19 protein-coding genes are annotated in these 19,798 nt (G+C 64.4%); 14 read left to right on the forward strand and 5 right to left on the reverse strand.

Going from position 1 to position 19,798, the window contains the following annotated elements; translation table 11 throughout:
• The first annotated feature begins 161 nt into the window (after positions 1-161).
• The 8 genes from L979_RS07375 (at position 162) to L979_RS07415 (ending at position 6,973) form a co-directional block, all read left to right on the forward strand.
• A complete protein-coding gene (locus tag L979_RS07375; RefSeq protein WP_052209643.1) occupies positions 162-878 on the forward strand; it encodes an AzlC family ABC transporter permease in 717 nt (238 codons plus the stop codon).
• A 3-nt stretch (positions 879-881) separates the two neighbouring features.
• Complete coding sequence (locus L979_RS07380; RefSeq protein ID WP_047691062.1) at positions 882-1,208, forward strand: branched-chain amino acid transporter permease; 327 nt, start codon at positions 882-884, stop codon at positions 1,206-1,208.
• Positions 1,209-1,306: 98 nt separating this feature from the next.
• Positions 1,307-2,074, forward strand: a complete 768-nt coding sequence (locus tag L979_RS07385; protein WP_231559442.1) for a glutamine amidotransferase — start codon at positions 1,307-1,309, stop codon at positions 2,072-2,074.
• A gap of 125 nt (positions 2,075-2,199) precedes the next feature.
• Positions 2,200-3,873 carry an FAD-dependent oxidoreductase gene (locus L979_RS07390; protein ID WP_047691065.1) on the forward strand — a complete coding sequence of 558 codons (1,674 nt, stop codon included), beginning with the start codon at positions 2,200-2,202 and terminating at the stop codon, positions 3,871-3,873.
• Between the two features lie 270 nt (positions 3,874-4,143).
• A complete protein-coding gene (locus L979_RS07400) occupies positions 4,144-4,764 on the forward strand; it encodes a GNAT family N-acetyltransferase (protein ID WP_047691079.1) in 621 nt (206 codons plus the stop codon).
• 3 nt (positions 4,765-4,767) lie between these two features.
• Positions 4,768-5,370, forward strand: a complete 603-nt coding sequence (locus L979_RS07405) for a DUF5655 domain-containing protein (protein WP_231559443.1) — start codon at positions 4,768-4,770, stop codon at positions 5,368-5,370.
• A gap of 142 nt (positions 5,371-5,512) precedes the next feature.
• The gene (locus L979_RS07410; protein ID WP_231559444.1) at positions 5,513-5,944 is read left to right on the forward strand and encodes a pyridoxamine 5'-phosphate oxidase family protein; all 432 of its coding nucleotides are present in this window, start codon (positions 5,513-5,515) and stop codon (positions 5,942-5,944) included.
• 90 nt (positions 5,945-6,034) lie between these two features.
• The gene (locus tag L979_RS07415; RefSeq protein ID WP_231559445.1) at positions 6,035-6,973 is read left to right on the forward strand and encodes a formate/nitrite transporter family protein; all 939 of its coding nucleotides are present in this window, start codon (positions 6,035-6,037) and stop codon (positions 6,971-6,973) included.
• 22 nt (positions 6,974-6,995) lie between these two features.
• On the opposite strand, the gene L979_RS07420 is transcribed toward L979_RS07415, so the two are convergent.
• Both L979_RS07420 and L979_RS07425 read right to left on the reverse strand, forming a co-directional pair.
• Positions 6,996-7,979 carry an aldo/keto reductase gene (locus tag L979_RS07420; protein ID WP_047691086.1) on the reverse strand — a complete coding sequence of 328 codons (984 nt, stop codon included), beginning with the start codon at positions 7,977-7,979 and terminating at the stop codon, positions 6,996-6,998.
• A gap of 36 nt (positions 7,980-8,015) precedes the next feature.
• The gene (locus L979_RS07425) at positions 8,016-9,812 is read right to left on the reverse strand and encodes an ABC-ATPase domain-containing protein (RefSeq protein ID WP_047691069.1); all 1,797 of its coding nucleotides are present in this window, start codon (positions 9,810-9,812) and stop codon (positions 8,016-8,018) included.
• A 142-nt stretch (positions 9,813-9,954) separates the two neighbouring features.
• On the opposite strand from L979_RS07425, the gene L979_RS07430 reads away from it, so the two are divergent.
• Positions 9,955-10,812: an SDR family oxidoreductase gene (locus L979_RS07430; RefSeq protein ID WP_047691071.1), complete on the forward strand. Its 858-nt coding sequence runs from the start codon at positions 9,955-9,957 to the stop codon at positions 10,810-10,812.
• A gap of 16 nt (positions 10,813-10,828) precedes the next feature.
• On the opposite strand, the gene L979_RS07435 is transcribed toward L979_RS07430, so the two are convergent.
• Both L979_RS07435 and L979_RS07440 read right to left on the reverse strand, forming a co-directional pair.
• On the reverse strand, positions 10,829-11,440 hold the full coding sequence (locus tag L979_RS07435) for a DNA-3-methyladenine glycosylase I (RefSeq protein ID WP_047691073.1): 612 nt from the start codon (positions 11,438-11,440) through the stop codon (positions 10,829-10,831).
• On the reverse strand, positions 11,437-12,828 hold the full coding sequence (locus L979_RS07440) for a YhgE/Pip domain-containing protein (protein WP_052209644.1): 1,392 nt from the start codon (positions 12,826-12,828) through the stop codon (positions 11,437-11,439). Before L979_RS07440 ends, L979_RS07435 begins: the two co-directional genes overlap by 4 nt.
• A gap of 85 nt (positions 12,829-12,913) precedes the next feature.
• On the opposite strand from L979_RS07440, the gene L979_RS14575 reads away from it, so the two are divergent.
• The 3 genes from L979_RS14575 to nhaA all read left to right on the forward strand — a co-directional run bounded on the left by L979_RS14575 (position 12,914) and on the right by nhaA (position 16,585).
• Positions 12,914-13,537, forward strand: a complete 624-nt coding sequence (locus L979_RS14575; protein ID WP_052209645.1) for a TetR/AcrR family transcriptional regulator — start codon at positions 12,914-12,916, stop codon at positions 13,535-13,537.
• Positions 13,538-13,665: 128 nt separating this feature from the next.
• Positions 13,666-14,745, forward strand: coding sequence for a 2,3-butanediol dehydrogenase (locus tag L979_RS07450; protein WP_047691074.1), 1,080 nt, complete (start codon positions 13,666-13,668; stop codon positions 14,743-14,745).
• A gap of 10 nt (positions 14,746-14,755) precedes the next feature.
• Positions 14,756-16,585 (forward strand): Na+/H+ antiporter NhaA, encoded by a 1,830-nt coding sequence (nhaA, locus tag L979_RS07455; RefSeq protein ID WP_052209646.1) that lies wholly within the window; start codon positions 14,756-14,758, stop codon positions 16,583-16,585.
• A gap of 151 nt (positions 16,586-16,736) precedes the next feature.
• On the opposite strand, the gene L979_RS07460 is transcribed toward nhaA, so the two are convergent.
• Positions 16,737-18,311 (reverse strand): FAD-dependent oxidoreductase, encoded by a 1,575-nt coding sequence (locus L979_RS07460; RefSeq protein WP_231559446.1) that lies wholly within the window; start codon positions 18,309-18,311, stop codon positions 16,737-16,739.
• Positions 18,312-18,595: 284 nt separating this feature from the next.
• Between L979_RS07460 and L979_RS07465 the strand changes: the two genes are divergently transcribed.
• On the forward strand, positions 18,596-19,057 hold the full coding sequence (locus L979_RS07465) for an FHA domain-containing protein (RefSeq protein WP_052209647.1): 462 nt from the start codon (positions 18,596-18,598) through the stop codon (positions 19,055-19,057).
• Between the two features lies 1 nt (position 19,058).
• Positions 19,059-19,798, forward strand: a 740-nt coding sequence (locus tag L979_RS16710; protein WP_369792982.1) for a MerR family transcriptional regulator, incomplete at its 3' end; no start/stop codon positions are given.

Raw genomic sequence — 19,798 nt, forward strand, 5'->3', positions numbered from 1 at the left:
GGTGGAAGAGGTGTGGCGGGGTGACACTGTGTTCTCCTGGGGGGTGCGTGTGCGAACAGGCACTCAATGCAAGTGCATGTTGATTTGCATAGTAATCATGCAAGTGCATCGATGCACGTGGATCGTGAAATGTATGTCACGCGGTGCGGGATGATGGATCAATGCATGCGGTGCGAAGTGAGATCAGGCAGGGGGTCACCTTATCCCTGGCGGCAGGCCTTGGGCTGTTCCCGTTGGGAGTGGCCTTCGGGCTGCTGGTGCATCAGGCGGGGTTTCCGTGGTGGTTGGCGCCGGCCATGTCCGTGGCGGGATTCGCAGGTTCCTTGGAACTGCTCATGGTCGGTTTGATCTCAGCCGGAACGCCCCTGCTGACCATTGCGTTGACCACCTTCCTGGTCAACTTCCGCCACGTCTTCTATTCGTTCTCTTTCCCCTTGCACGTGGTGCCTAACCCGCTGGCCAAGGTCTATTCGGTCTACGCCATGATCGACGAGGCCTACGCCGTCACAGCCGCCCAGCCGCAGGGGTGGACGGGTCGGCGCCTGCTGGCCATGCAGTTTTCCTTCCACCTCTACTGGATCGTTGGTGGACTGGTGGGGGTGTTGGCGGGGTCCCTGCTGCCGGCGCCCATTGCAGGCCTGGAGTTCGCCCTGTGTGCTCTGTTCATCACACTCACCCTGGATGCGGCCCGGTCACGCGCACAGGTGCCTTCCCTGCTGTTGGCTGCAGCCAGCTCTGCCGTGGCTTACCTGGTGATCCCGGACTCCGCCTTATTCGTGGCGCTGTTGCTGTTCGTATTTCTGTTGGTGTTGCGGTTCCTACTCGCCGTCCGTTCAGGGCGTTTTGGTTCATCCGCCCGTGATTCCGGGGTGGTGTGAACCGTGGACAACCTGGGTTACGTGTTGGCCGTTCTGGCCATCATGTTCATCATCACTTTCAGCTTGAGGGCACTGCCGTTTGCGCTGCTCAAACCCCTGCGCGAATCCCGGTTTGTCCTGACCATGGCCGTCTGGATGCCTGTGGGTGTCCTGGCAGTTCTGGCCGCCGTGACTTTTGCCGACGCCGCCCACGGCGGATCTTCACATCTGGTCAAGGCGCTGGTGGCGGGTGTTGTCACCGTCGTCGTACATCTGGGGTGTGGGCGCCGGACCCTGCTGAGCGTGGGATCGGGGACACTGACCTACGTGGTGTTGATCAACTTCTTCTGAAGATGATTGAAGCTGGGAAGCAACTGTGACAGCACTACCGATCAGGTAACAGTCCTTGCTGCGGCACGTATTGGCAGGTTCCATGCTGGCTGAAACTCATGTTCACCGTCACCGGGGAGTTCCCGCATCTGGAGCGGAAGGAGCCCATCATGCGCGCACTGGCCATCCGACACGTTGCCTTTGAAGACCTCGGTCTGTTGGAGCAGATCCTGCGTGATCGCGGGTATCAGGTGGAGTACCTGGACGCAGGAGTGGACGCCGTGGACCACGATCGTGTGGTTGACGCTGACCTCCTGGCGGTCCTGGGCGGTCCGATCGGTATCTACGACGTCGCCAACTACCCCTTCCTGGCCGATGAATGGCATGTGCTGGCTGCGCGGTTGAGCAAGAATCTGCCCACTCTGGGCATCTGTCTGGGGGCTCAACTCATGGCACATGCCTTGCGGGCCTCCGTGGGCCCGGCAGTCCACAAGGAGATCGGCTACGGGCCCGTCGACCTCACAGAGGCGGGTCAAGAATCGGTCCTGGCAGCTTTGGGGGAAACCCCCGTTCTGCACTGGCATGGTGACGAATTCGAGATTCCCGACGGCGCCGTTCGCCCGGCGGAGACCCGAGGCTTTCCGAACCAGGCCTTTCAGATGGGCCCCAACATTCTGGGACTGCAATTTCTTCTGGAGGCCCAGGCTCATCGAATCGAGCAGTGGTTGGTGGGCCACAGCGTTGAACTGGCTGCCGCAGGCGTCATCCCGCGGATCATTCGGGCGGCAGCTCCGGTCCATGCGGCCGAGCTGTCAGAGGCCGCACGCCGGGTCATGACGGCCTGGCTGGACAATCTGGAGGAGGCGGGTGAAACCGGCGGCGTGTGACCCCACGGTCGGCGATTTGATCAAGGGGTTGGCGCCGTGCTCAACACGCCTCCCACGGTTGCCCGTATACCCCAAGGGGTATATTGTTGGTCCAGAACTGAGGACTGACGGAAAGTGGGTCAACCGTGAAAATCGTGGTGGTTGGTGGCGTTGCCGGCGGCATGAGTGCTGCCGCGCGTGCTCGGCGTTTGGATGAACAGGCGGAGATCATCGTCCTGGAGCGTGGGGAGCATGTCTCCTTTGCCAACTGCGGGCTGCCGTACTACGTCAGCGGGGAGATCCAGGATCAGGACAAGCTGCTGGTCCAGACCCCGGAATCCCTCAAAACCGCCCTGAACCTGGACGTCAGGATCCGCCATGAGGTGACGGCCCTGGACACCGCAGCGCAGACGGTGACGGCCAACACCCCGGACGGCACGCAGACCATCACCTATGACGCTTTGGTGTTGGCTCCCGGTGCCACTGCGCTCCGGCCACCTCTGCCGGGGCTGGACTCCGAACGTGTCATGACGCTGCGCACCGTGGAGGACGCCCTGCAGATGCGGGACTCGGTGGACAAGGGAGTGCGGCAGGCCGTGGTCCTGGGCGGCGGTTTCATCGGGTTGGAGGCCGCAGAAGCCCTGACCATGCAGGGGCTGGATGTCACCGTGGTGGAGTTGGCGGACCACGTGCTGCCACCGTTGGAGGCTGAAGTGGCTCACCCCGTGACTCGCGAATTGCGCCGGTTGGGTGTCACCGTCCGCACCGGGGTTGCCGCGGAATCCGTGGAGTCGGGCGAGCAACAGGACACCGTGGTGCTGGCTGATGGAACCCGCCTGCCTGCTGAGCTGATCGTGCTCTCCGTGGGGGTCCGCCCGGACACCAGCACGTATCAGGAAGCAGGCATCGACTGCCAACGCGGCGCGAACCTGGTGGATCAGCACGGACGAACCTCGGCCCCCAACGTTTGGGCCGTGGGGGATGCGGTGCTCTCCACGGACGCCGTGACGGGTCTCAAACGCCCGGTGGCTCTGGCTGGACCGGCTAACCGTGCGGGGCGACTGGTGGCTGACCACATCCTGCGTCCTGCCACGGCTCGGCCGATCCCCACGGCAGCGGGCACCGCCGTCGTGCGCGTGGGGGAGCTGACCGCTGCCACAACGGGGGCCAACCGGGCTGCCCTGGAGGCCGCCGGGATCACGTACCGCACCATGCATCTGCACCCCAACAACCACGCCGGGTACTTTCCCGGGGCCACACCGGTTCACCTGGTGATCCATTTCCACCACGACGACGGCCGCCTCCTGGGTGCCCAAGCCACCGGTCAGGACGGGGTGGACAAGCGGATCGACGTGTTGGCAACCGCCATCCGCGCGGGCATGTCCGTGGAGGAGCTGATCGATCTGGACCTGGCCTATGCCCCGCCGTACGGATCAGCCAAGGACCCCCTGAACTTTGCCGGGATGCTGGGTTCCAATGTCCTGGATGGCACGGTGCCGCTGTGGTACGCGCAAGACGTGGAGCAGTGGCTTGACCAGGGGCTGGTGCTGGACGTCCGGCAGGAATCCGAACTTGAGGTGGAGCGGATTCCCGGTGCGCTGAACATCCCGCACACCCAGTTGCGTGAACGGCTGGATGAGGTTCGTGCCGCGGCCGGCCACAAGCCTGTTCGAGTGTTGTGCCGGTCCGGCGTGCGTTCGGCCATCGCCCATCGGGTGCTGGCCCAGGCCGGTTTTGATTCCGCCTCCCTGTCTGGAGGCATGTTGACCCTGTTGGACACCCTGGGCGATCGCGCCCCCGAACTGTTGGAGATGAACTGAGATGTGCCGAGCTGTCACCTGCACGGTCTGCGGCAAGACCACCTGGGCCGGATGCGGCCAACACATTGACTCCGTGAAAAAGAACGTGCCGGCCGGGCAGTGGTGCAACGGCAAGCACTCCCACGGTGAAGTCCTGGCGGCGCAGAAGAACTCGCCAGGGCTGCTGGCGCGGTTGTTCAGGCGCTGAGATTTCGGTCGCACTCCGGTGGGCACGCTGTGTTGCCACCGGGGCGCGTCGTCGGTGACCAGGACCGGGGTACGGTTGCGTTCGTGAGCTACGCATCCACCCCGGTCCTGCAGCATGCAGGGGTTCGTCTGGAACCGCTGAGCCATGCCCACCACGATGATCTGGTGGCGGCAGCCGAAGTCAATGACCTCCACCGCACCTGGTACACATCTGTTCCCAATCGGGAGACCATGGCGCAGGAGATCGACCGTCGCCTGAAACTGCACGTGGAGGAACGCATGGCGCCGTGGGCCATCATCCATCCACGTAACGGTCGGGCCTTGGGCATGACCACCTTCTGCAACCTGGCCCCGGAACACGGCCGACTGGAGATCGGGTACACGTGGATGGCGCATTACGCCCAGGGCACCGGGGTCAACCCGGCCATGAAGCTGCTCATGATGCAGCGGGCCTTTGAGGAGCTTCACTGCACCTGCGTGCAGTTCCGTACTGATTGGCACAACCACCAGTCACGGGCAGCCATCACCCGACTGGGCGCCAAACAGGACGGTGTCCTGCGTAATGACCGCATTCGCCCGGACGGGACCTTGCGGGACACGGTCGTGTTCTCCGTCCTGGGCACGGAGTGGCCATCGGTCCGGCGTGGCCTTCAGGGCCGGCTGGAGCGCTGGGAGATGCGCAACCGTCAAGAACTGGAGGGCTGAACTGTGAGTCCCGAACCCAACGCCATGATCTCTGCCCTGGTTGCCTCCATGGCCGATCGAACGGGCCGCAGCCTGGAGCAATGGATCCAGCTGATCCGCACCGATGGTCCTGATCCACTGGATCAGAAGGCTGTCCGGTCCTGGTTGAAGACTGAGCACGGGTTGCCGCAGGACACGCAGTTCACCGTGGCGCACATGGCCGCACTGGATGCCGGATGGGTCCCGCCGTCCACACTGCAGTACGTGGACCAGCTGTACTCCGGGAAGAAGGCGGTGCTGCGGCCGTTGCATGACCAGGTCACCGACCTGATTCTCAGCCTGGACACCGGTGACAACGGCGGCCAGGTCAGTGTGGAAGGGCGAGCCACCTACATTCCGTTCATCCGCCGCACCCAGTTCGCGGCCGTTGCCCCAGGCCCGTACGGGCGCTTGCGCGTGGGTGTTCGATTGCGTTCGGAGATTCCCGAGGTGAGTGGCCTGGAGGTTGAACCCGCCAAGAACTTTGCCCAGGCAACACACTGGGTTCATCTGAGCGCGGAAGCCACCGCGGACGACGTCGCAGCACTGAAACCGCTGATCCGGGCGGCGTACGAGCAGAACGGGTGAGTCTGCGTCACGTAACGTCAGCGCCACAGACTGACGTGAGCGGCTCCGGTGTGTTGCGATGGAGGTGACCTGACGAGCGGCCAGTGCCGCCCGTCAGGAAACGTGCGACCTCATTGAACCGCGAACCACAGCTGGAGCACCCGTGACCCATCAGCACCTGGAACCTGCAAACTCTGTGAGCGTTTTTGTCAGTGAGAACCCCGGCGGTGTCCTGGCCTCACATCCCGTGGAAGGAGAATTCCCGGAAGCAGCCTGGGTCAACCTGGCGGTGACAGGTTCCGGGACCGTGGTGTTCGGTACCGACCGCCGTTCGCGCAAGGCCCTGAACATCGGGTCCCGCCCGGAGGTGTCCTTGGTGGTGGTCTCCGGAACGGGCCAGGAGATCCAGCTGGAAGCCGTGGCGCGTGTGCTGGGTGGGGATGCGGCCGAGCACGCCGCCGATGCCTTGGCAACAGCTCACCCGGAAGGTGGCGGTGACCCGGACTACCTGTGTGTGGTGGGGCTGGAGCCTCGCTGGATGCGTTGGGTGGATCTGAGCACAGTGCCGCCCACCATGGAGGAGCACACCTTGTGATCACCGGTTGTGCTGGTTCTCACCCCGGCTGGTGCAGCAATATCGCGAAACCCGCCATACGGCGTCATATGGGCATGGGACCATGCTTCAGTGGCCACAGATCGCACATCCAGCAGCGGGCAGCCCGCATCTTCTGAGAACCCGGACCCTGCCGTGGGACCCAACACGGCCCAGGTACGCAGCCTGGGGGCCTTGTTCCCCGGCAAGGCGTTCATTTCCACGGTGTTGGAGGCCCTGGACACCAAAACGGTGATGACCGGCAGCCTGGTCCAACGCTTCCTCATGCGTGCGGCCATGGCCGGGATGATCGTGGCCATCCTGTACGTGACCAACTTCAGCCTGATCGCCATCTTTGATGCCATTCCGGTGGGGGATGAGACCCTGCTGGGCATCGGCCGAGCCCTGGGTGGCATTGCCTTTGGTTGGGCTCTGGTGTTCATCTATTACACCAAGTCAGAGCTGCTGACTTCCAACATGATGATCGTCTCCATCGGCGGTTACTACCGGAGGATCACCGCCTGGCGTGGGTTGAAGATCCTGACGCTGTGTTTCTTGGGCAACTTCCTGGGGGGACTGGTGATCGCAGTCCTCTACACGCTGTCCACGCTCCCGCAGGGGGCTGCGGGGGAGGCCATGTTGGCTGCCGTGGACATCAAACTCGGCTACGTCACCGGCGGCTGGGAGGGCTACGGAGACTTGTTCGTCCGTGCGGTGTTGTGCAACTTCATGATCAACCTGGCCATGCTGCTGATCTACAACGGCTACATCAAGGACGACATCACCAAGGCGCTGTCCATGATTGCGGCCGTGTTCGTCTTTGCCTTCATGGGCCTGGAACACTCAGTGGCCAACACGGTGCTGTTCACGGTGGTTGGCCTCAACCACGGCATCGACATCCTGGCGGCTGTGGCCAACGTGGGTGTGGCACTGCTGGGCAACTTTGTGGGCGGCGGATTGATGATCGGCATCTACTACGCCTACGTCAACGACGACAGCCACTACCGCCCCAAGGCCCCAAAGCTCACCTGACCGTTCAGTGCCCGGCCTGGTCTCAGCGGCCCACCATGCCCATGTGGGCCGCGTTGTAACGCTCGCCCTGTACTCCGATTCGCGCGGCCAGTCGATTGAGGTCCGCCACATCATCGGCGCTGAGTGCAACGTGGGTGGCTTCCACGTTCTCCTGAATCCGCTTGATGCGCCGGGAGCCGGGGATCGGCACGATCCACGGCTGCTGCGCCAGCAACCACGCCAGCGCCACCTGACCTGCAGTGGCCTCCTTGGAGGCCGCCAGGGCCTGGACATGGTCCACCAGCGCCTGATTGGCCTGGCGGTTTTCCTCCTGGAAACGCGGGATCGTGGCGCGGATGTCACCTTCGCTGAACGACGACGTCGTCACCTGGCCCGTCAAGAAACCCTTGCCCAGGGGACTGAAGGGGACAAAGCCGATGCCCAACTCGGCACAGGCCGGAAGAATCTCCGGTTCCGGGTCACGGGTCCACAGTGAGTATTCGCTCTGGACGGCCGTGACCGGGTGCACGGCGTGGGCGGCCCGCAGGGAATGTGCACCGGGCTCTGAGAGGCCGAAGTGCAGGACCTTGCCTTCGGCCACCAGATCACCCACTGCACCGGCCACCTCTTCCATGGGCACATCCGGGTCCACTCGGTGCTGGTAGAACAAGTCGATCCGGTCCGTGCGCAGCCGCTTCAGGGATTCCTCAGCCACCCGCCGGATCTGTTCCGGGCGGCTGTTCAGGCCGGTGATCTGACCGTCCGTGATCTGCCAGCCGAACTTGGTGGCCAGCACCACCTGGTCGCGCACCGGCTCAAGGGCCGCACCCAGCACTTCCTCGTTGTGGAAGGGACCGTAGGCCTCGGCGGTGTCAAAAAACGTCACACCGGCATCCACAGCGTCCCGCAGTACCTGCACCATGGCGGCGTGGTCGCCGGGGTTGGGGCCGTAGGACTGGGAGATGCCCATGCATCCCAGACCAATGGCCGAGACTTCCAAACCCTGTCCCAAAGTACGTGTGTGCATGACCTGCTCCATTCTGCTCGGAAGCGGCGGCGGACCTCAGTCGTTGGCCCGCTGGGCGGACCCGTTGGCCAATCTAAGGCCTCTGAACCGGTTGACGGCAGCCTGGAGCTCTTGTTGCCTGGGCGCTGCCAGGTAGCCAGGGTGCCCGCCATGAGCACTGAGCGCATCCAGCCCATCGCGTTCCATGCTGCAGATCCGCTCGAATGCCGCACGTTCCAGGGCCACGTTGTGGGGTGTGGTGGTGGCCAGTTCATCCAGGGCTCGCGCCAGCGCCGCGGTTTGACCGGCATCCACCAGCTGAGAGACGGCGGACAGGTCAATGTTCTGGCGGCCCACCTGAATCTCCGTGCGCCCACGGGCTCGATTGGGTTTGGTCTTGGAGCGTGGATTCAAGCTGGGTGCATGCAAGATCCGCGGGGTGCGGGCACGGAACGGTGCCACCTCACGGCCGTTGACGTCCACGTCATCGGACTCATCCCCCCACGGTGTGTCCTGGGCAATCTGCCGGGCCTGCTCAGTGACGTCACGCGGACGGTAGGCCTCCATGGCGATCACGTGATCTGCCGCGTCAAAAAAGGCACCGGAGCCACCGGCTACAAGCACGGTGGAGACCCCGGTGTGTTCCAACATGGGCTTGACCCGCTCCACGAACGGGGTGATGGGTTCCCTGTGCGGAGGGATCAGGCGTTTCATCCGGTCATCACGGATCATGAAGTTCGTGGCGGAGGTGTCCTCGTCGATCAGCACGGTGGAGGTGCCGGCTTCCAGAGCCTCCAACAGATTGGCGGCTTGGGACGTGGAGCCGCTGGCGTTCGTCGTCGTGAATTCGCGGGTGTCCACGCCAGTGGGCAGTCCGGTGATGAAGGGTGAGATATCCACCCCCGTCACGCAGCGCCCGTCCTCGGCCCGGATGGCCACGGCATCGCGGCGGGTGATCACCCATTCGCGGCCGTCCCCGGCCACATGCGGGTAGACCCCGCCGCTGAGGGCTGCCAGCAGCGTTGACTTGCCGTGGTAACCGCCGCCCACAATCACCGTGATGCCCTCCGGGATGCCCATGCCGTGCACGGTCCTCCCGCTGGGCAACTGAAAACTCACAGCCAGAGAGTCCGGGGTGCTGAACGGGATGGCACCGTGTTCCAGGGGCAGATCGGAGTCCCCGGCACTGCGCGGCAACACGGCACCGTCTCCCACAAAGGCCACCAGTCCGTGGTCCTTCAAGGTCTCAGCCACGTGGAGTTGGTCCAGGTAGAGCTGAACATGGGCGGCCAGGGCGTCGTCGTCCCGGTTTCCGGGCTCAAGAGCAGCCGCGACCGCCTGTGGCAACTGCTGGGTGAGAACGTGCTCGGCGGCGCGGCCCTTGATGCGGCGCCCTGCGGCAGGCAGCGCCACCTCCAGCCGGACTTCCACGCGGTCATCGGTGATGAGCACCGTGCTGCGTTCCAGCACCTGCTGACCGTGGGCGTAGGCCTTCACAGCAGAGGTCTCGCCCCGGGACGAACCGTTGCCGTAGCGCCCGCGAGGCTTGGATCGCGGCGGCTGGTCCTGGGACGTGTTCTGGGCCTGCACGGCCTGGTGAAAACGCCGGGCCAGGTGGTCTGCTGCGGCAATCCGTTGAGGACGGGTCTGGGTCACGTGCCCGGGTAGCTGGATCTGGTCCCGGGTGAGAATCACGCGGATCTTGGACGGGGGAGCATAAGGGTCCACCTGCGTGTGGTCCACGCTGAGTCGAAAGCCACCCATGTCATAGGTGCCTTTGAGGCGTTTGTAGCTGCCGTATCCCTGGCCGTCCAGATCGCGGAGCGTGTGCTGTAGTGCCTTGAGGTCGCGCATACCCCCACCCTATGAACTTCCTGCCGAGTGTGTGAGTTCGGCCGTTTCCAGGGCTCTCAGAAGACCCAACTCACACACTCGGCAGCAAGACGGTGGGGCCGTAGGGTGGTGGTGTCAGGCACCGATCAGTCAGGAGTGCACCATGACTTCCACCTTGCCGCAGTTGGCCGTCACCGGTTCCACGGGAGTCCTGGGAGGGGCTGTTGCCCGCACGTTGTCCAAGGCCGGGGTGGCACAGCGGTTGATGGTGCGCTCCTTGAACCGGGCGCCTGAGATCCACGGCTCCACCGCCCGTCAGGCCGAATACGGGGACCGTAGTGCGGCCTTGGGCGCACTTGAGGGGGTCAAGACCCTGTTCATGGTCTCCGGCCGGGAAAGTGCCACTCGACGTCAAGAGCACGCCACCTTCATCCAGGCCGCAGCAGACGCCGGGGTCCAACACATCGTCTACACATCCTTCTTTGCCGCCAGCTCTGACGCAGTGTTCACCCACGCCCGGGACCACGACGAAGCGGAGAACCTCATCCGTGACTCCGGGATGTCCTGGACTTTCTTGCGCGACAACTTCTATATGGACGTCCTCCCGGCGTTCACCGGGGACGACGACGTCCTGCGCGGGCCGGCTGGTGACGGCCGCTGCTCCTTTGTGGCCCGCGATGACGTCGCCCGCGTGGCCGCCACCGTGCTCCAGGACCCCGCAGCTCACGTGAACCAGACGTACAACCTGACCGGTCCGGAGGCCCTGAGTCTCCAGGAGGCTGCAACCATCATGTCCCAGGTGATGGGCCGCTCCATCAGCTATCACCCGGAGACCGTCGAGGAGGCCTACGAATCGCGCCGCGCGTGGCCTGCCGAGCAATGGGAGTACGACGCCTGGGTGAGCACCTACACCGCCATCGCATCCGGAGACCTGGCCCCCGTGACCGTTGACGTTCAACGCGTGACAGGGCAGGCGCCCATGACCTTCGAGCAGTTCCTGCGCACCGACTCATCCCACTGATGGTCGCCCCGGCCGGTCAGTCCCACAGGCCTGAACAGCCCCGGCGATGGGAACCCACCAGGTGCAGATCCACCAGGCCGATCGCGGACATCAACGCGTAGGCAGTGGTGGGCCCCACAAAGCTGAAGCCCCGTTTCTTCAAGGCCTTGGCCATGGCCACAGACTCCGGCGACTGGGTGGGCACCTCCGCCATGCTCCGAGGCGCCGGGGTGGTCTCCGGGCGGAAGGACCACACCAGATCGGCCAGCCCGCCGTCCTCGCGCAGGCGCACGGTGGCTTGGGCGTTGCCGATGGTGACGGCGATCTTGGCGCGGTTGCGCACGATCCCGGCGTCGTTCATCAACCGCTCGTGGTCAGCCGGGCCGAAGGCAGCCACCGTGTCCGGATCAAAGGCTGCGAATGCCTCCCGGAAGCGTGGGCGCTTGGCCAGGATGGTGGACCAGGACAGCCCGGACTGGAACGCCTCCAAGCTCAGCCGCTCGAACACGCCGCGCTCATCGGTCACGGGCATGCCCCACTCGGAGTCGTAGTAGGCCCGCAACAAATCACTGGATGCTGCCCAGGGCGGCCGGGCCAGGCCGTCGTCGCCGATGACCAGATCAGTCGGCGCGGATTCAGAGGTGCTCACCCCTTCAGGGTAGGCCGCCCCCGGCGTCCGGTCAGACGGTCCCACAGCGGACCGGTCACCGCGGCCAGGACGACGGCGCCCGCCATGATGGTTGCCAGTCCTGCTGCCCCGGTGCCCAACCCGGCGCTGCGTTCAGCGCTGAAGAACAGGACGTCGCGCACGCCCAGCCAGGTGTAGTGCAGGGGCTCGATGGTGGTGATCCAGGCGAAGAACCCGGGCAGGGCCTCCACCGGCACCACGGCACCGGCAGAGGGCAGGCCCAGGAACACCAGGTAGATCATGGACAGGATCAGCCCCAGGCTGCCGGCCGCCGTGAGAAGTGCCAACGTCACGGCTGATGACGCTGCGATGGAGAGCCAACTGATCAGGAACAGCTCTCCACCGTTGGGCATGGGCATGTTCACCACGGAGGCCGCCAGCATCATCAACCCGGAGGTCGCGGCACCGGCCAGCAGCATGATCGCCCACTTCACCAGGAACGTGGTCAGCCGGGACAACTCCACGGTGCGGTACTGGTGGAAGCTGGGCCCCAGATCCACCGGCATGATCCCCAGGATCCCGTCCACCAGGGTGTGCACTGCCACGCTGCCGCTGAGACCCACCACCAACAAGACCACGGACCAGTAGAACGGGCTCATGCCCAACGCGGTGCCGTCCTGCAGGTCCTGCCACGCGTGGGTGGTGATGTGAACGGGATCGTTGAGCACGTCCTGGGCAACGGTGGTGACCTCCGGGACGCGCTGACCTGCGTCCTGGCGTGCCTGCACCTGTTGATCCGCAGATGCACTCAGGTCCTCACCAATGGACTCAGATGCCTGGTCGAGTCCTGGCTTGAGGCCATCCGTAACCAGCCGGGTGCTCATGGAACCGGCCTGTGGCGAGGTGATCAGCTCAATGGTGGGCTGGGTGCCATCGCCCTCCCCTCCGATGGCGGCGGGTACCAAGGCCACGGTCTGAGCGGAGAACTCGTGCGGGATCTTGATGGCCCCGTAGATCTCACCGCTGGACAGTTGGCTGTCAGCTTGTTCGGAGGACATCTCCTGCAGATTGAACTCACCGCTGTCATTGACCTTGGTCATCAGGGACTCCGTGAGGTCATCACCCAGGTTCACCTTCTGTTGGGAACCATCGGACGCAGTGGTGGTGGCGCCGTCGTCCTGGTTCACGATGGCAACGGGCAGGTCCTCCATGTGATCAGCCGGGGATCCCAGGCCACCCAGGTAAAGCAGGATGCCCAGGAACCCGATGATCATCACGCCCACCGGGGGAATGATCCACCGCAGCGTGCGGGGCAGGTCCCACAGTGTGGCGTGGTGGCGGGTGGCCTCCGCGGACGGGGAGTTTTCGCGGTGTTTGGGGTGTCGCTCGGTGAGCTCGTCTAAGTGCATGACGTCCTCGATACATGAGTGTATTGAAATTCAGGGCCTGACGATACACTGGTGTATCGAGTCGGTCGAGGGGATGATGACGCCAATGAGTGAGACTCCTGACACAGAAGCCGCCAAGCGCTCGCGCTCAGCCACGCGCACCAAATTGGTGGACCAAGCCGCCACCGTGTTTGTCACCAAGGGCTTGGAGGCTGCCAGCGTGGCGGATCTCTGCGCGGCGGCAGGGTTCACACGGGGTGCCTTCTACAGCAATTATGACTCCAAGTCTGAGCTGGCGGTGGCGGTCTACGCCCACCGGGTGGATCAACTGGTGGAGCTGCTGACCACGGAAGTGCAACGGCAACTGCGGCGGGATGTGCCCGTGACGCAGATGTTGGCGTTCGTCCTGCAGGCACTGTCCGGATTGACCCAGGACGGCCAATGGCAGGCCTTCCGTGTGGAGATGCACTTGGCGGCCGACCGAGACCCGCAACTGCGCCTGGCCGTGGACGAGCAATACGAACGCATTCTGGCGGCTGTCACGGGAGTCCTGGAGCAGGTCAAGAGTCGCGGGGTTTCCTACCGCGTTGACGGCAAGGACCTGGCGCGCATCCTGATCGCGGTCTGGGACGGGGAGTTGTTGCGTGCAGGACGCAACATGACACCGGACCGGGGGACCGGTGCCCGGTTGATCACCGCAACATGGGAGGCCTTCACCACGGTGGACTGACACCGCCACTGCGGCCCCATGTAATGGCCTGCAACCACGCGCCACCGGCACGGCGCTGTGCCTACCGTGGAGATGAATGCACACACAGCATTCGAACCTCAAATCGGTACCCAGAGGAGTGGCATCAGATGAAGGCTGCACGTTTCTACGACCGTGAAGACATTCGTATCGAGGACATCCCGGAGCCCACCGTGGAACCTGGCCACGTGGGGATCGACGTCGCCTGGTGCGGAATCTGTGGCACCGATCTTCACGAGTACAAGGATGGCCCGGTGTTCTGCCCCACGCATGACACCCCTCACCCCATCTCCGGTGAGACTGCGCCCATCACTCTGGGCCATGAGTTCTCCGGTGTGATCTATGAGGTCGGTGAGGGCGTCACCGACCTGGAGGTTGGCGACCACGTGGTGGTGGAGCCCTACATCATCGACGACTCCGTGGACACCGGCCCCGAGTCCAAGGACTATCACCTCTCCCAGAACATGAACTTCATCGGTCTGGCCGGTCGCGGTGGCGGGCTGGGGGAGAAGATTTCCGTCAAACGCCGCTGGGTGCACGCCATCAGCAAGGACCTTCCCCTGGATCAAGCAGCACTGATCGAGCCCCTGTCCGTGGGCTACCACGCGGTCCAGCGTTCCGGGGCCACGGAAGGGGACATCGCTGTGATCGGCGGTGCCGGTCCCATCGGCTTGCTCACCGCAGCTGTGCTCAAGGCCATTGGATGCACCGTGGTGGTCTCCGAGCTTTCACCCCTGCGCCGTGAGAAGGCCCTGGAATCGGGCGTGGCAGATCACGCCCTGGATCCCACCCAGGTGGACGTTGCCGAGGAGGTACGCAAACTCTCCCGTGACGGACGCGGTGCGGACGTGGCTTTTGAATGCACCTCGGTGCAGGTGGTTCTGGACACCCTCATGGACGCGTTGCGGCCCACGGGTGTTCTGGTGGTGGTCTCCATCTGGGCACAGCGCTCCAACTTTGACATCCACACGTTGGTCATGAAGGAGATCGACCTTCGCGGCACGATCGCCTACGTGAATTCCCACCCGGCCACGATCGCGCTGGTGGAGTCCGGAAAGATTGATCTGGCCCCGTTCATCACGGGCAAGATTGCCGTGGAGGACCTGGTGAGTGAGGGCTTTGACACACTCATCCACCGCAATGAGACGGCCGTGAAGATTTTGGTCTCTCCCAGTGGGAGGGGCTTGTAAAGTCGGATCCATGCGCCCGACACTTCTTGAGCGCCTACGCAGTGAGTCCGGTAGCGCGCTTCTTTTGGTGGCGGTCACGGTCTTTGCTCTGTTGTGGGCCAACTCCCCGTTCTCCAGGCTCTACCACGAGCTGTGGGAGACCCACATGGAGGTCACCGTGGGGTCCTGGGGCCTGAACCTCAGCCTGCACCACTGGGTCAATGACGGCTTGATGGTCATCTTCTTCTTTGTGGTGGGCTTGGAGGTTCGCCAGGAGTTCGCAGTGGGCTCCTTGCGCGACCGTCGTCGGGCCCTGGTGCCGCTGGTGGCCGGCGTGCTGGGCGTGGGGGTGCCTGCGTTGATCTACCTGAGCATCGCCGGGGGCGAGGCACCCGCTGGTTGGGGTGCGGTGGTGGGAACGGACACCGCATTCCTGCTGGGTGCTCTGGTCCTGGTGGGCCCGGCCATGTCCAATCAGCTGCGGATCTTCCTGCTCACCCTGACCGTGGTGGATGACTTCCTGGCGGTGTCCATCATTGGTGTGTTCTACACCGAACAGGTGCGTATCTGGCCCCTGGTCATCGCGGTGTTCGCCTTGGTGGCTCTGTTCCTCTTGGGGCGCACCCGGCAGTGGCGTTCCTCCCCGTACGTGGCACTGGTGATCGTGCTGTGGCTGGCCACTTTGGAATCGGGGATCCACCCGTCCATCGCAGGCATGGTGGCGGGCCTCATGGTGCCCGCCTTCGCCACGCACCGCGGTGTGGTGGACAGTGTGGCGCACCTGTTCCGTGACTTCCGTCAGTCCCCGGAGGCCGACGCCGCCCGTACGGCTTCCCGGGGCCTGGCCCGTTCCATCTCGGTCAACGAGAGGCTACACGCCGCCTTGCGCGGGCCGTCGTCGTTGGTGATCGTTCCGCTGTTCGCCCTGGCCAATGCCGGGGTGGACCTGCGCGGTGACACCCTGGGACAGGCGGCGACCTCCACGGTCACCTGGGGTGTGGTGGCCGGGCTGGTGATCGGCAAACTGGCCGGAATCTCCTTGGGTACCTGGCTTGCCATGCGCATGGGTCTGGGCAAACTTCCCGACGGCGTGGGGCCAGGTTCCATCATGGGTGGTGCGGCCCTGTCCGGAATCGGGTTCACGGTGTCTCTGCTGGTGATCGGGTTGGCCTTCACGGATCAACAGCACAGCAATGCCGCCACGGTGGGAGTGCTGTTGGCCATGGTCCTGGCCTGGTTGTTGGGCTGGATCATCTTCTGGGTGGCCCGGGTCCGGTTCGGGGAAACCTCAGCCGACCTGCCGGTGACTCTGACTCCTGCGGTCAACGAGGACTACGACCACATCTTTGGATCCCCGGATGCCGAAGCCACTGTGGTCGAGTACTTCGACTACGAATGCCCCTTCTGCTCACGCACCACGGGTATCGGTCAGGACCTCTACCAACACTTTGGGGACCGGGTGCGTTTTGTGGCGCGTCACGTGCCCATTGCAGACCGGCATCCCAATGCCGAACGTGCGGCCGTGGTGGCAGAAGCGGCCGCTCGCCAGGGTCAGTTCTGGGACATGCACAAGCAGTTGTTCGATCACCAGGACCACCTGGATGAGTCGGTCTACCGGCGACTGGCGCAGGAGATCGGACTGGACATGGACCAGTTTGAATCTGACCTGGCGGACCCGGAGCTGCCCAAGTGGGTGGCCAAGCATGCCCGTAGCGCCCATGAGAGCGGGGTGCGTGGAACCCCCACGTTCTTCCTCAACGGGTCGCGGCACCTGGGCGCCCATGATGCCCGCACCATCATCGCCGAGCTGGAGGCCCAGATGAACACCCAGAGCGAACAGCCCCTACGTCGCCGCTCCTGAAACTATCGGCCTTGGCAGCCCGTGGGCTTCTCAGGCAGTTTCCTCCACTTCACGACGACGCAGTGCAGCCAGGTGGGCGTGCACCAACGGCAGCACAGACGCACCCTCGCCGGCGGCGGATGCCACGCGTTTCATGGACCCTGCGCGGACGTCACCCACCGCAAAGATCCCCGGCGTCGTCGTCTCCAAGCTGGTGGGGGGGCATGCCACCGCGCCACCGGTCCTGGGGGACATCGCGACCGGTGAGGATGAAGCCGTGGTCGTCGCGGACCACGGAATCGGGCAGCCAGTGGCAGGCGGGTTGGGCACCCAGCAGACAGATCAGGCCGTCGGCTGGGACGTCGCGGGTGACACCAGTGGGGATCTCCTCCAAGGTGATCCCGGTCAACCGGCCCTGTCCACGACCTCCCACCACACGGGTGTTCGGCAGCACTGAGATGTTGGGGGTGGCCTCCACCTCACGGATCAGGTAGTCGGACATGGTGGCGGCCAAGGACTCACGGCGCACGGTGATGGTCACGGACCGGGCGAACTTGGCCATGTGCACGGCCGCCTGGCCCGCGGAGTTGCCACCGCCCACCACGTAAACGTCCTTGTCCTCCATCTCCCGAGCCAGGGACGTGGCGGCACCGTAGTGGACCCCCATGCCGATCCATTCATCCACGGATGCGATGTCCAGGCGCCGGTAGGCCACACCGGTGGCCAGCACCACGGTGCGGGCACACAGGTGGGTGTCATCCACCACCACGTGGTGGTGCTCTGGTTCATCGGCCGGTCCCGGTTCCACGGAGGACACCGGGCGGCCCGTGTAGAACCGTGCCCCGAATCGACTGGCCTGCACACGGGAACGCTGCGTGAGCCGCATGCCGGAGATCCCACGCGGGAAGCCCAGGTAGTTGCGGATCATGGAGGAGGACCCTGCCTGACCCCCAATGGCGTCTTCCTCCAGTACGATGGTGGACAGGCCCTCCGAGGCTGCGTACACGGCCGCCGCAAGGCCGGCCGGGCCTGCCCCGATCACCAGCACGTCCGCGATTTCACCCTCCGGGATTTCGTCGTAGCCGCCGTAGAGGTGTTGGCCCACGGACTGTGCTGTGGCGTCCTGGATGATGCTGCCGTTGAACGTGCGTACCAGGGGGAGCGCGGCACCTGGTCCAGCCTCTTCCAGGACGGCCTGTGCGTCCTCGTCCTCCAGACCCAGCATCCGTGTGGGCAGACCCATGCGTTCCAACATGTCCCGAATGGCCGCGGTGGTGGGTGTGGGTTGGTCGGTGATGATGTCCACCGCCGAGATCACGGGTCGGGCCACGGACCAACCCCATTCGGAGAGCAACTCGATCAGCGCGGTGTGGAACTCCTCGTCCCGCGGGCCTCTGGGGATGCCCACAAAGGTGTCCATGTCCCGTTCCAGGGCGGCCTGCTTGAGCTCCTCCAGGTGGTTGAGGTATCCATCCATACCCACCAGCGCCACGCGGCGGGAGGTGGGGGTGACCATCTGCATCTGACGCAGCAACTCGATGGCCGTGGTGTCCGGAAGGTCGAACTCCGCGGCCACCATGGCCAGTTGCGCCGACGCGGAGCATAGCTGCTCGGCCCGCGCCAGGGCCTCCTGACCGGTCTCCACCACCTCGATGGCGTAGTCGCGGTTGTACCGGGCCCGGAACTCGGCCTCGGTCACCTGGCGGTCGTGGTGGGTCACCAACAGAATCACAGGACGCTCAGTCACGCGATCAGCCTAGTCCTGCCGGGATCAGCCGGCATGAGAGCCGGGCAGTGCACGTTCCTTCCGGGAGGTCTGAGGGACAGGATGTTTCCGGAACGCGTGCTCTGTGCGGTCCCGGGCCAGAGTTGTCCGTGGGCATGACTAGACTGTGGCGAGGTTGTCCCAGCCGCCTTTCACGGTGGTCACGGGCAACTCCACACAGACGTCCGGCCGGCTCGTTGCTTCCCTTCCCCACGGGGTCGCCCGAACTTTGATCACTTCATGAGCACCAGAGGAGGAACGCGGGAATGATGACCACGCCGTCCGAGCGCAACATCCCGTCCGCTGGCCCGGAAACCACGTCCATTCAGATCATTTCTGAGGTCCTGGAAGAAGCTGCCGTGGGGCACCGCCTGTCAGATGAGGAGCAGGCTGCCGTGGATGCGCTGCCGCCCAACTCAGCCCTGCTGGTGCAGGTGGACTCCCACGGCCGCGGGGCACGCTTCCTGCTGAACACGGAAGAGGTCAGCGCAGGGCGCTACCCCAAGTCAGACATCTTCTTGGATGACGTCACCGTCTCCCGCCGTCACGCAGGCTTTGTCCGCCGGGACAAGACCTATGAGGTCATTGACGCGCAGTCCTTGAACGGGACCTATGTCAACAGTGACCGCGTGGACTCGGCCATGCTGAACAACGGGGACGAGGTTCGGTTGGGCAAGTTCCGCTTTGTGTTCTACCGCTCGACCCGCAATCCTGAAAACCACTCCTGACGTGGTGCCGTCACTTCACCAAGGCGGCAGCGAGTCCCCGCAGAACTCTTCCGACACCTCATCCGCAGGGGCGGGGGCTGCCAAGACCCAACGTGTGGGAATGGGTGCTCTGTTGACGCAGATGCAAGCTGAATTCCCGGAGATCAGTGCCTCCAAGGTGCGTTTCCTGGAAGACCAAGGCCTGTTGCATCCAGCGCGCACTCCGTCCGGCTACCGGAAGTTCTCTGCGGAGGACCGTGAACGCCTGCGTCAGGTTCTGATCCTTCAGCGGGAGCGCTACCTTCCTCTGAAAGTGATCCGGGAGCTGTCCGAAAACGGGCAGTTGGAGGCGCTGCTGAGCCAATCCGGGGCATCGGAGTCCGGCGCGGGTGCCGGTTCGGTTGCTGCAGGTGCGGGTTTGCCTGGCAGCGGTCAGAACTATGCCGGTGCTCCGGAGACATCCAGCCGACGTGCTGCCAAAACCACCGGTGCAGCCAACGCCACCAGTGCACCCAGCGCCACCATCGGCGGCCGGACGTCAGGCGGCTCTGGGTATTCCCATCCGTCTGAAGCCACCTCGGCCTCCCAGGCAGCCGCTGTGCCCGGTGAATCTGATGTGCCGTCCCAAGAACCCCTGACCATGCGGGAACTGTGCCGTCAGTCAGGGGCCGGGATCCCTCTGGTCCGTGAGCTGATCAGCTTTGGTCTGATCCATGAGCGCCCCGGTGGCTTTGACCGCCATGACCTGGTGATTGCCGGTGC

Origin of the sequence: Kocuria sp. ZOR0020 (genome assembly GCF_000800955.1) — a bacterium.
Lineage (GTDB): Bacteria > Actinomycetota > Actinomycetes > Actinomycetales > Micrococcaceae > Kocuria > Kocuria subflava.

Bases quoted from the DNA above. Each gene is read 5' to 3' on its own strand.
- L979_RS07375 (WP_052209643.1), top strand. From the start codon at position 162: ATGCATGCGGTGCGAAGTGAGATCAGGCAGGGGGTCACCTTATCCCTG.
- L979_RS07385 (WP_231559442.1), top strand. From the start codon at position 1,307: ATGTTCACCGTCACCGGGGAGTTCCCGCATCTGGAGCGGAAGGAGCCC.
- L979_RS07420 (WP_047691086.1), bottom strand. From the start codon at position 7,979: ATGCACACACGTACTTTGGGACAGGGTTTGGAAGTCTCGGCCATTGGT.
- L979_RS07425 (WP_047691069.1), bottom strand. From the start codon at position 9,812: ATGCGCGACCTCAAGGCACTACAGCACACGCTCCGCGATCTGGACGGC.
- L979_RS07430 (WP_047691071.1), top strand. From the start codon at position 9,955: ATGACTTCCACCTTGCCGCAGTTGGCCGTCACCGGTTCCACGGGAGTC.
- L979_RS07440 (WP_052209644.1), bottom strand. From the start codon at position 12,828: ATGCACTTAGACGAGCTCACCGAGCGACACCCCAAACACCGCGAAAAC.
- L979_RS14575 (WP_052209645.1), top strand. From the start codon at position 12,914: ATGAGTGAGACTCCTGACACAGAAGCCGCCAAGCGCTCGCGCTCAGCC.
- L979_RS07450 (WP_047691074.1), top strand. From the start codon at position 13,666: ATGAAGGCTGCACGTTTCTACGACCGTGAAGACATTCGTATCGAGGAC.
- nhaA (WP_052209646.1), top strand. From the start codon at position 14,756: ATGCGCCCGACACTTCTTGAGCGCCTACGCAGTGAGTCCGGTAGCGCG.
- L979_RS07465 (WP_052209647.1), top strand. From the start codon at position 18,596: ATGATGACCACGCCGTCCGAGCGCAACATCCCGTCCGCTGGCCCGGAA.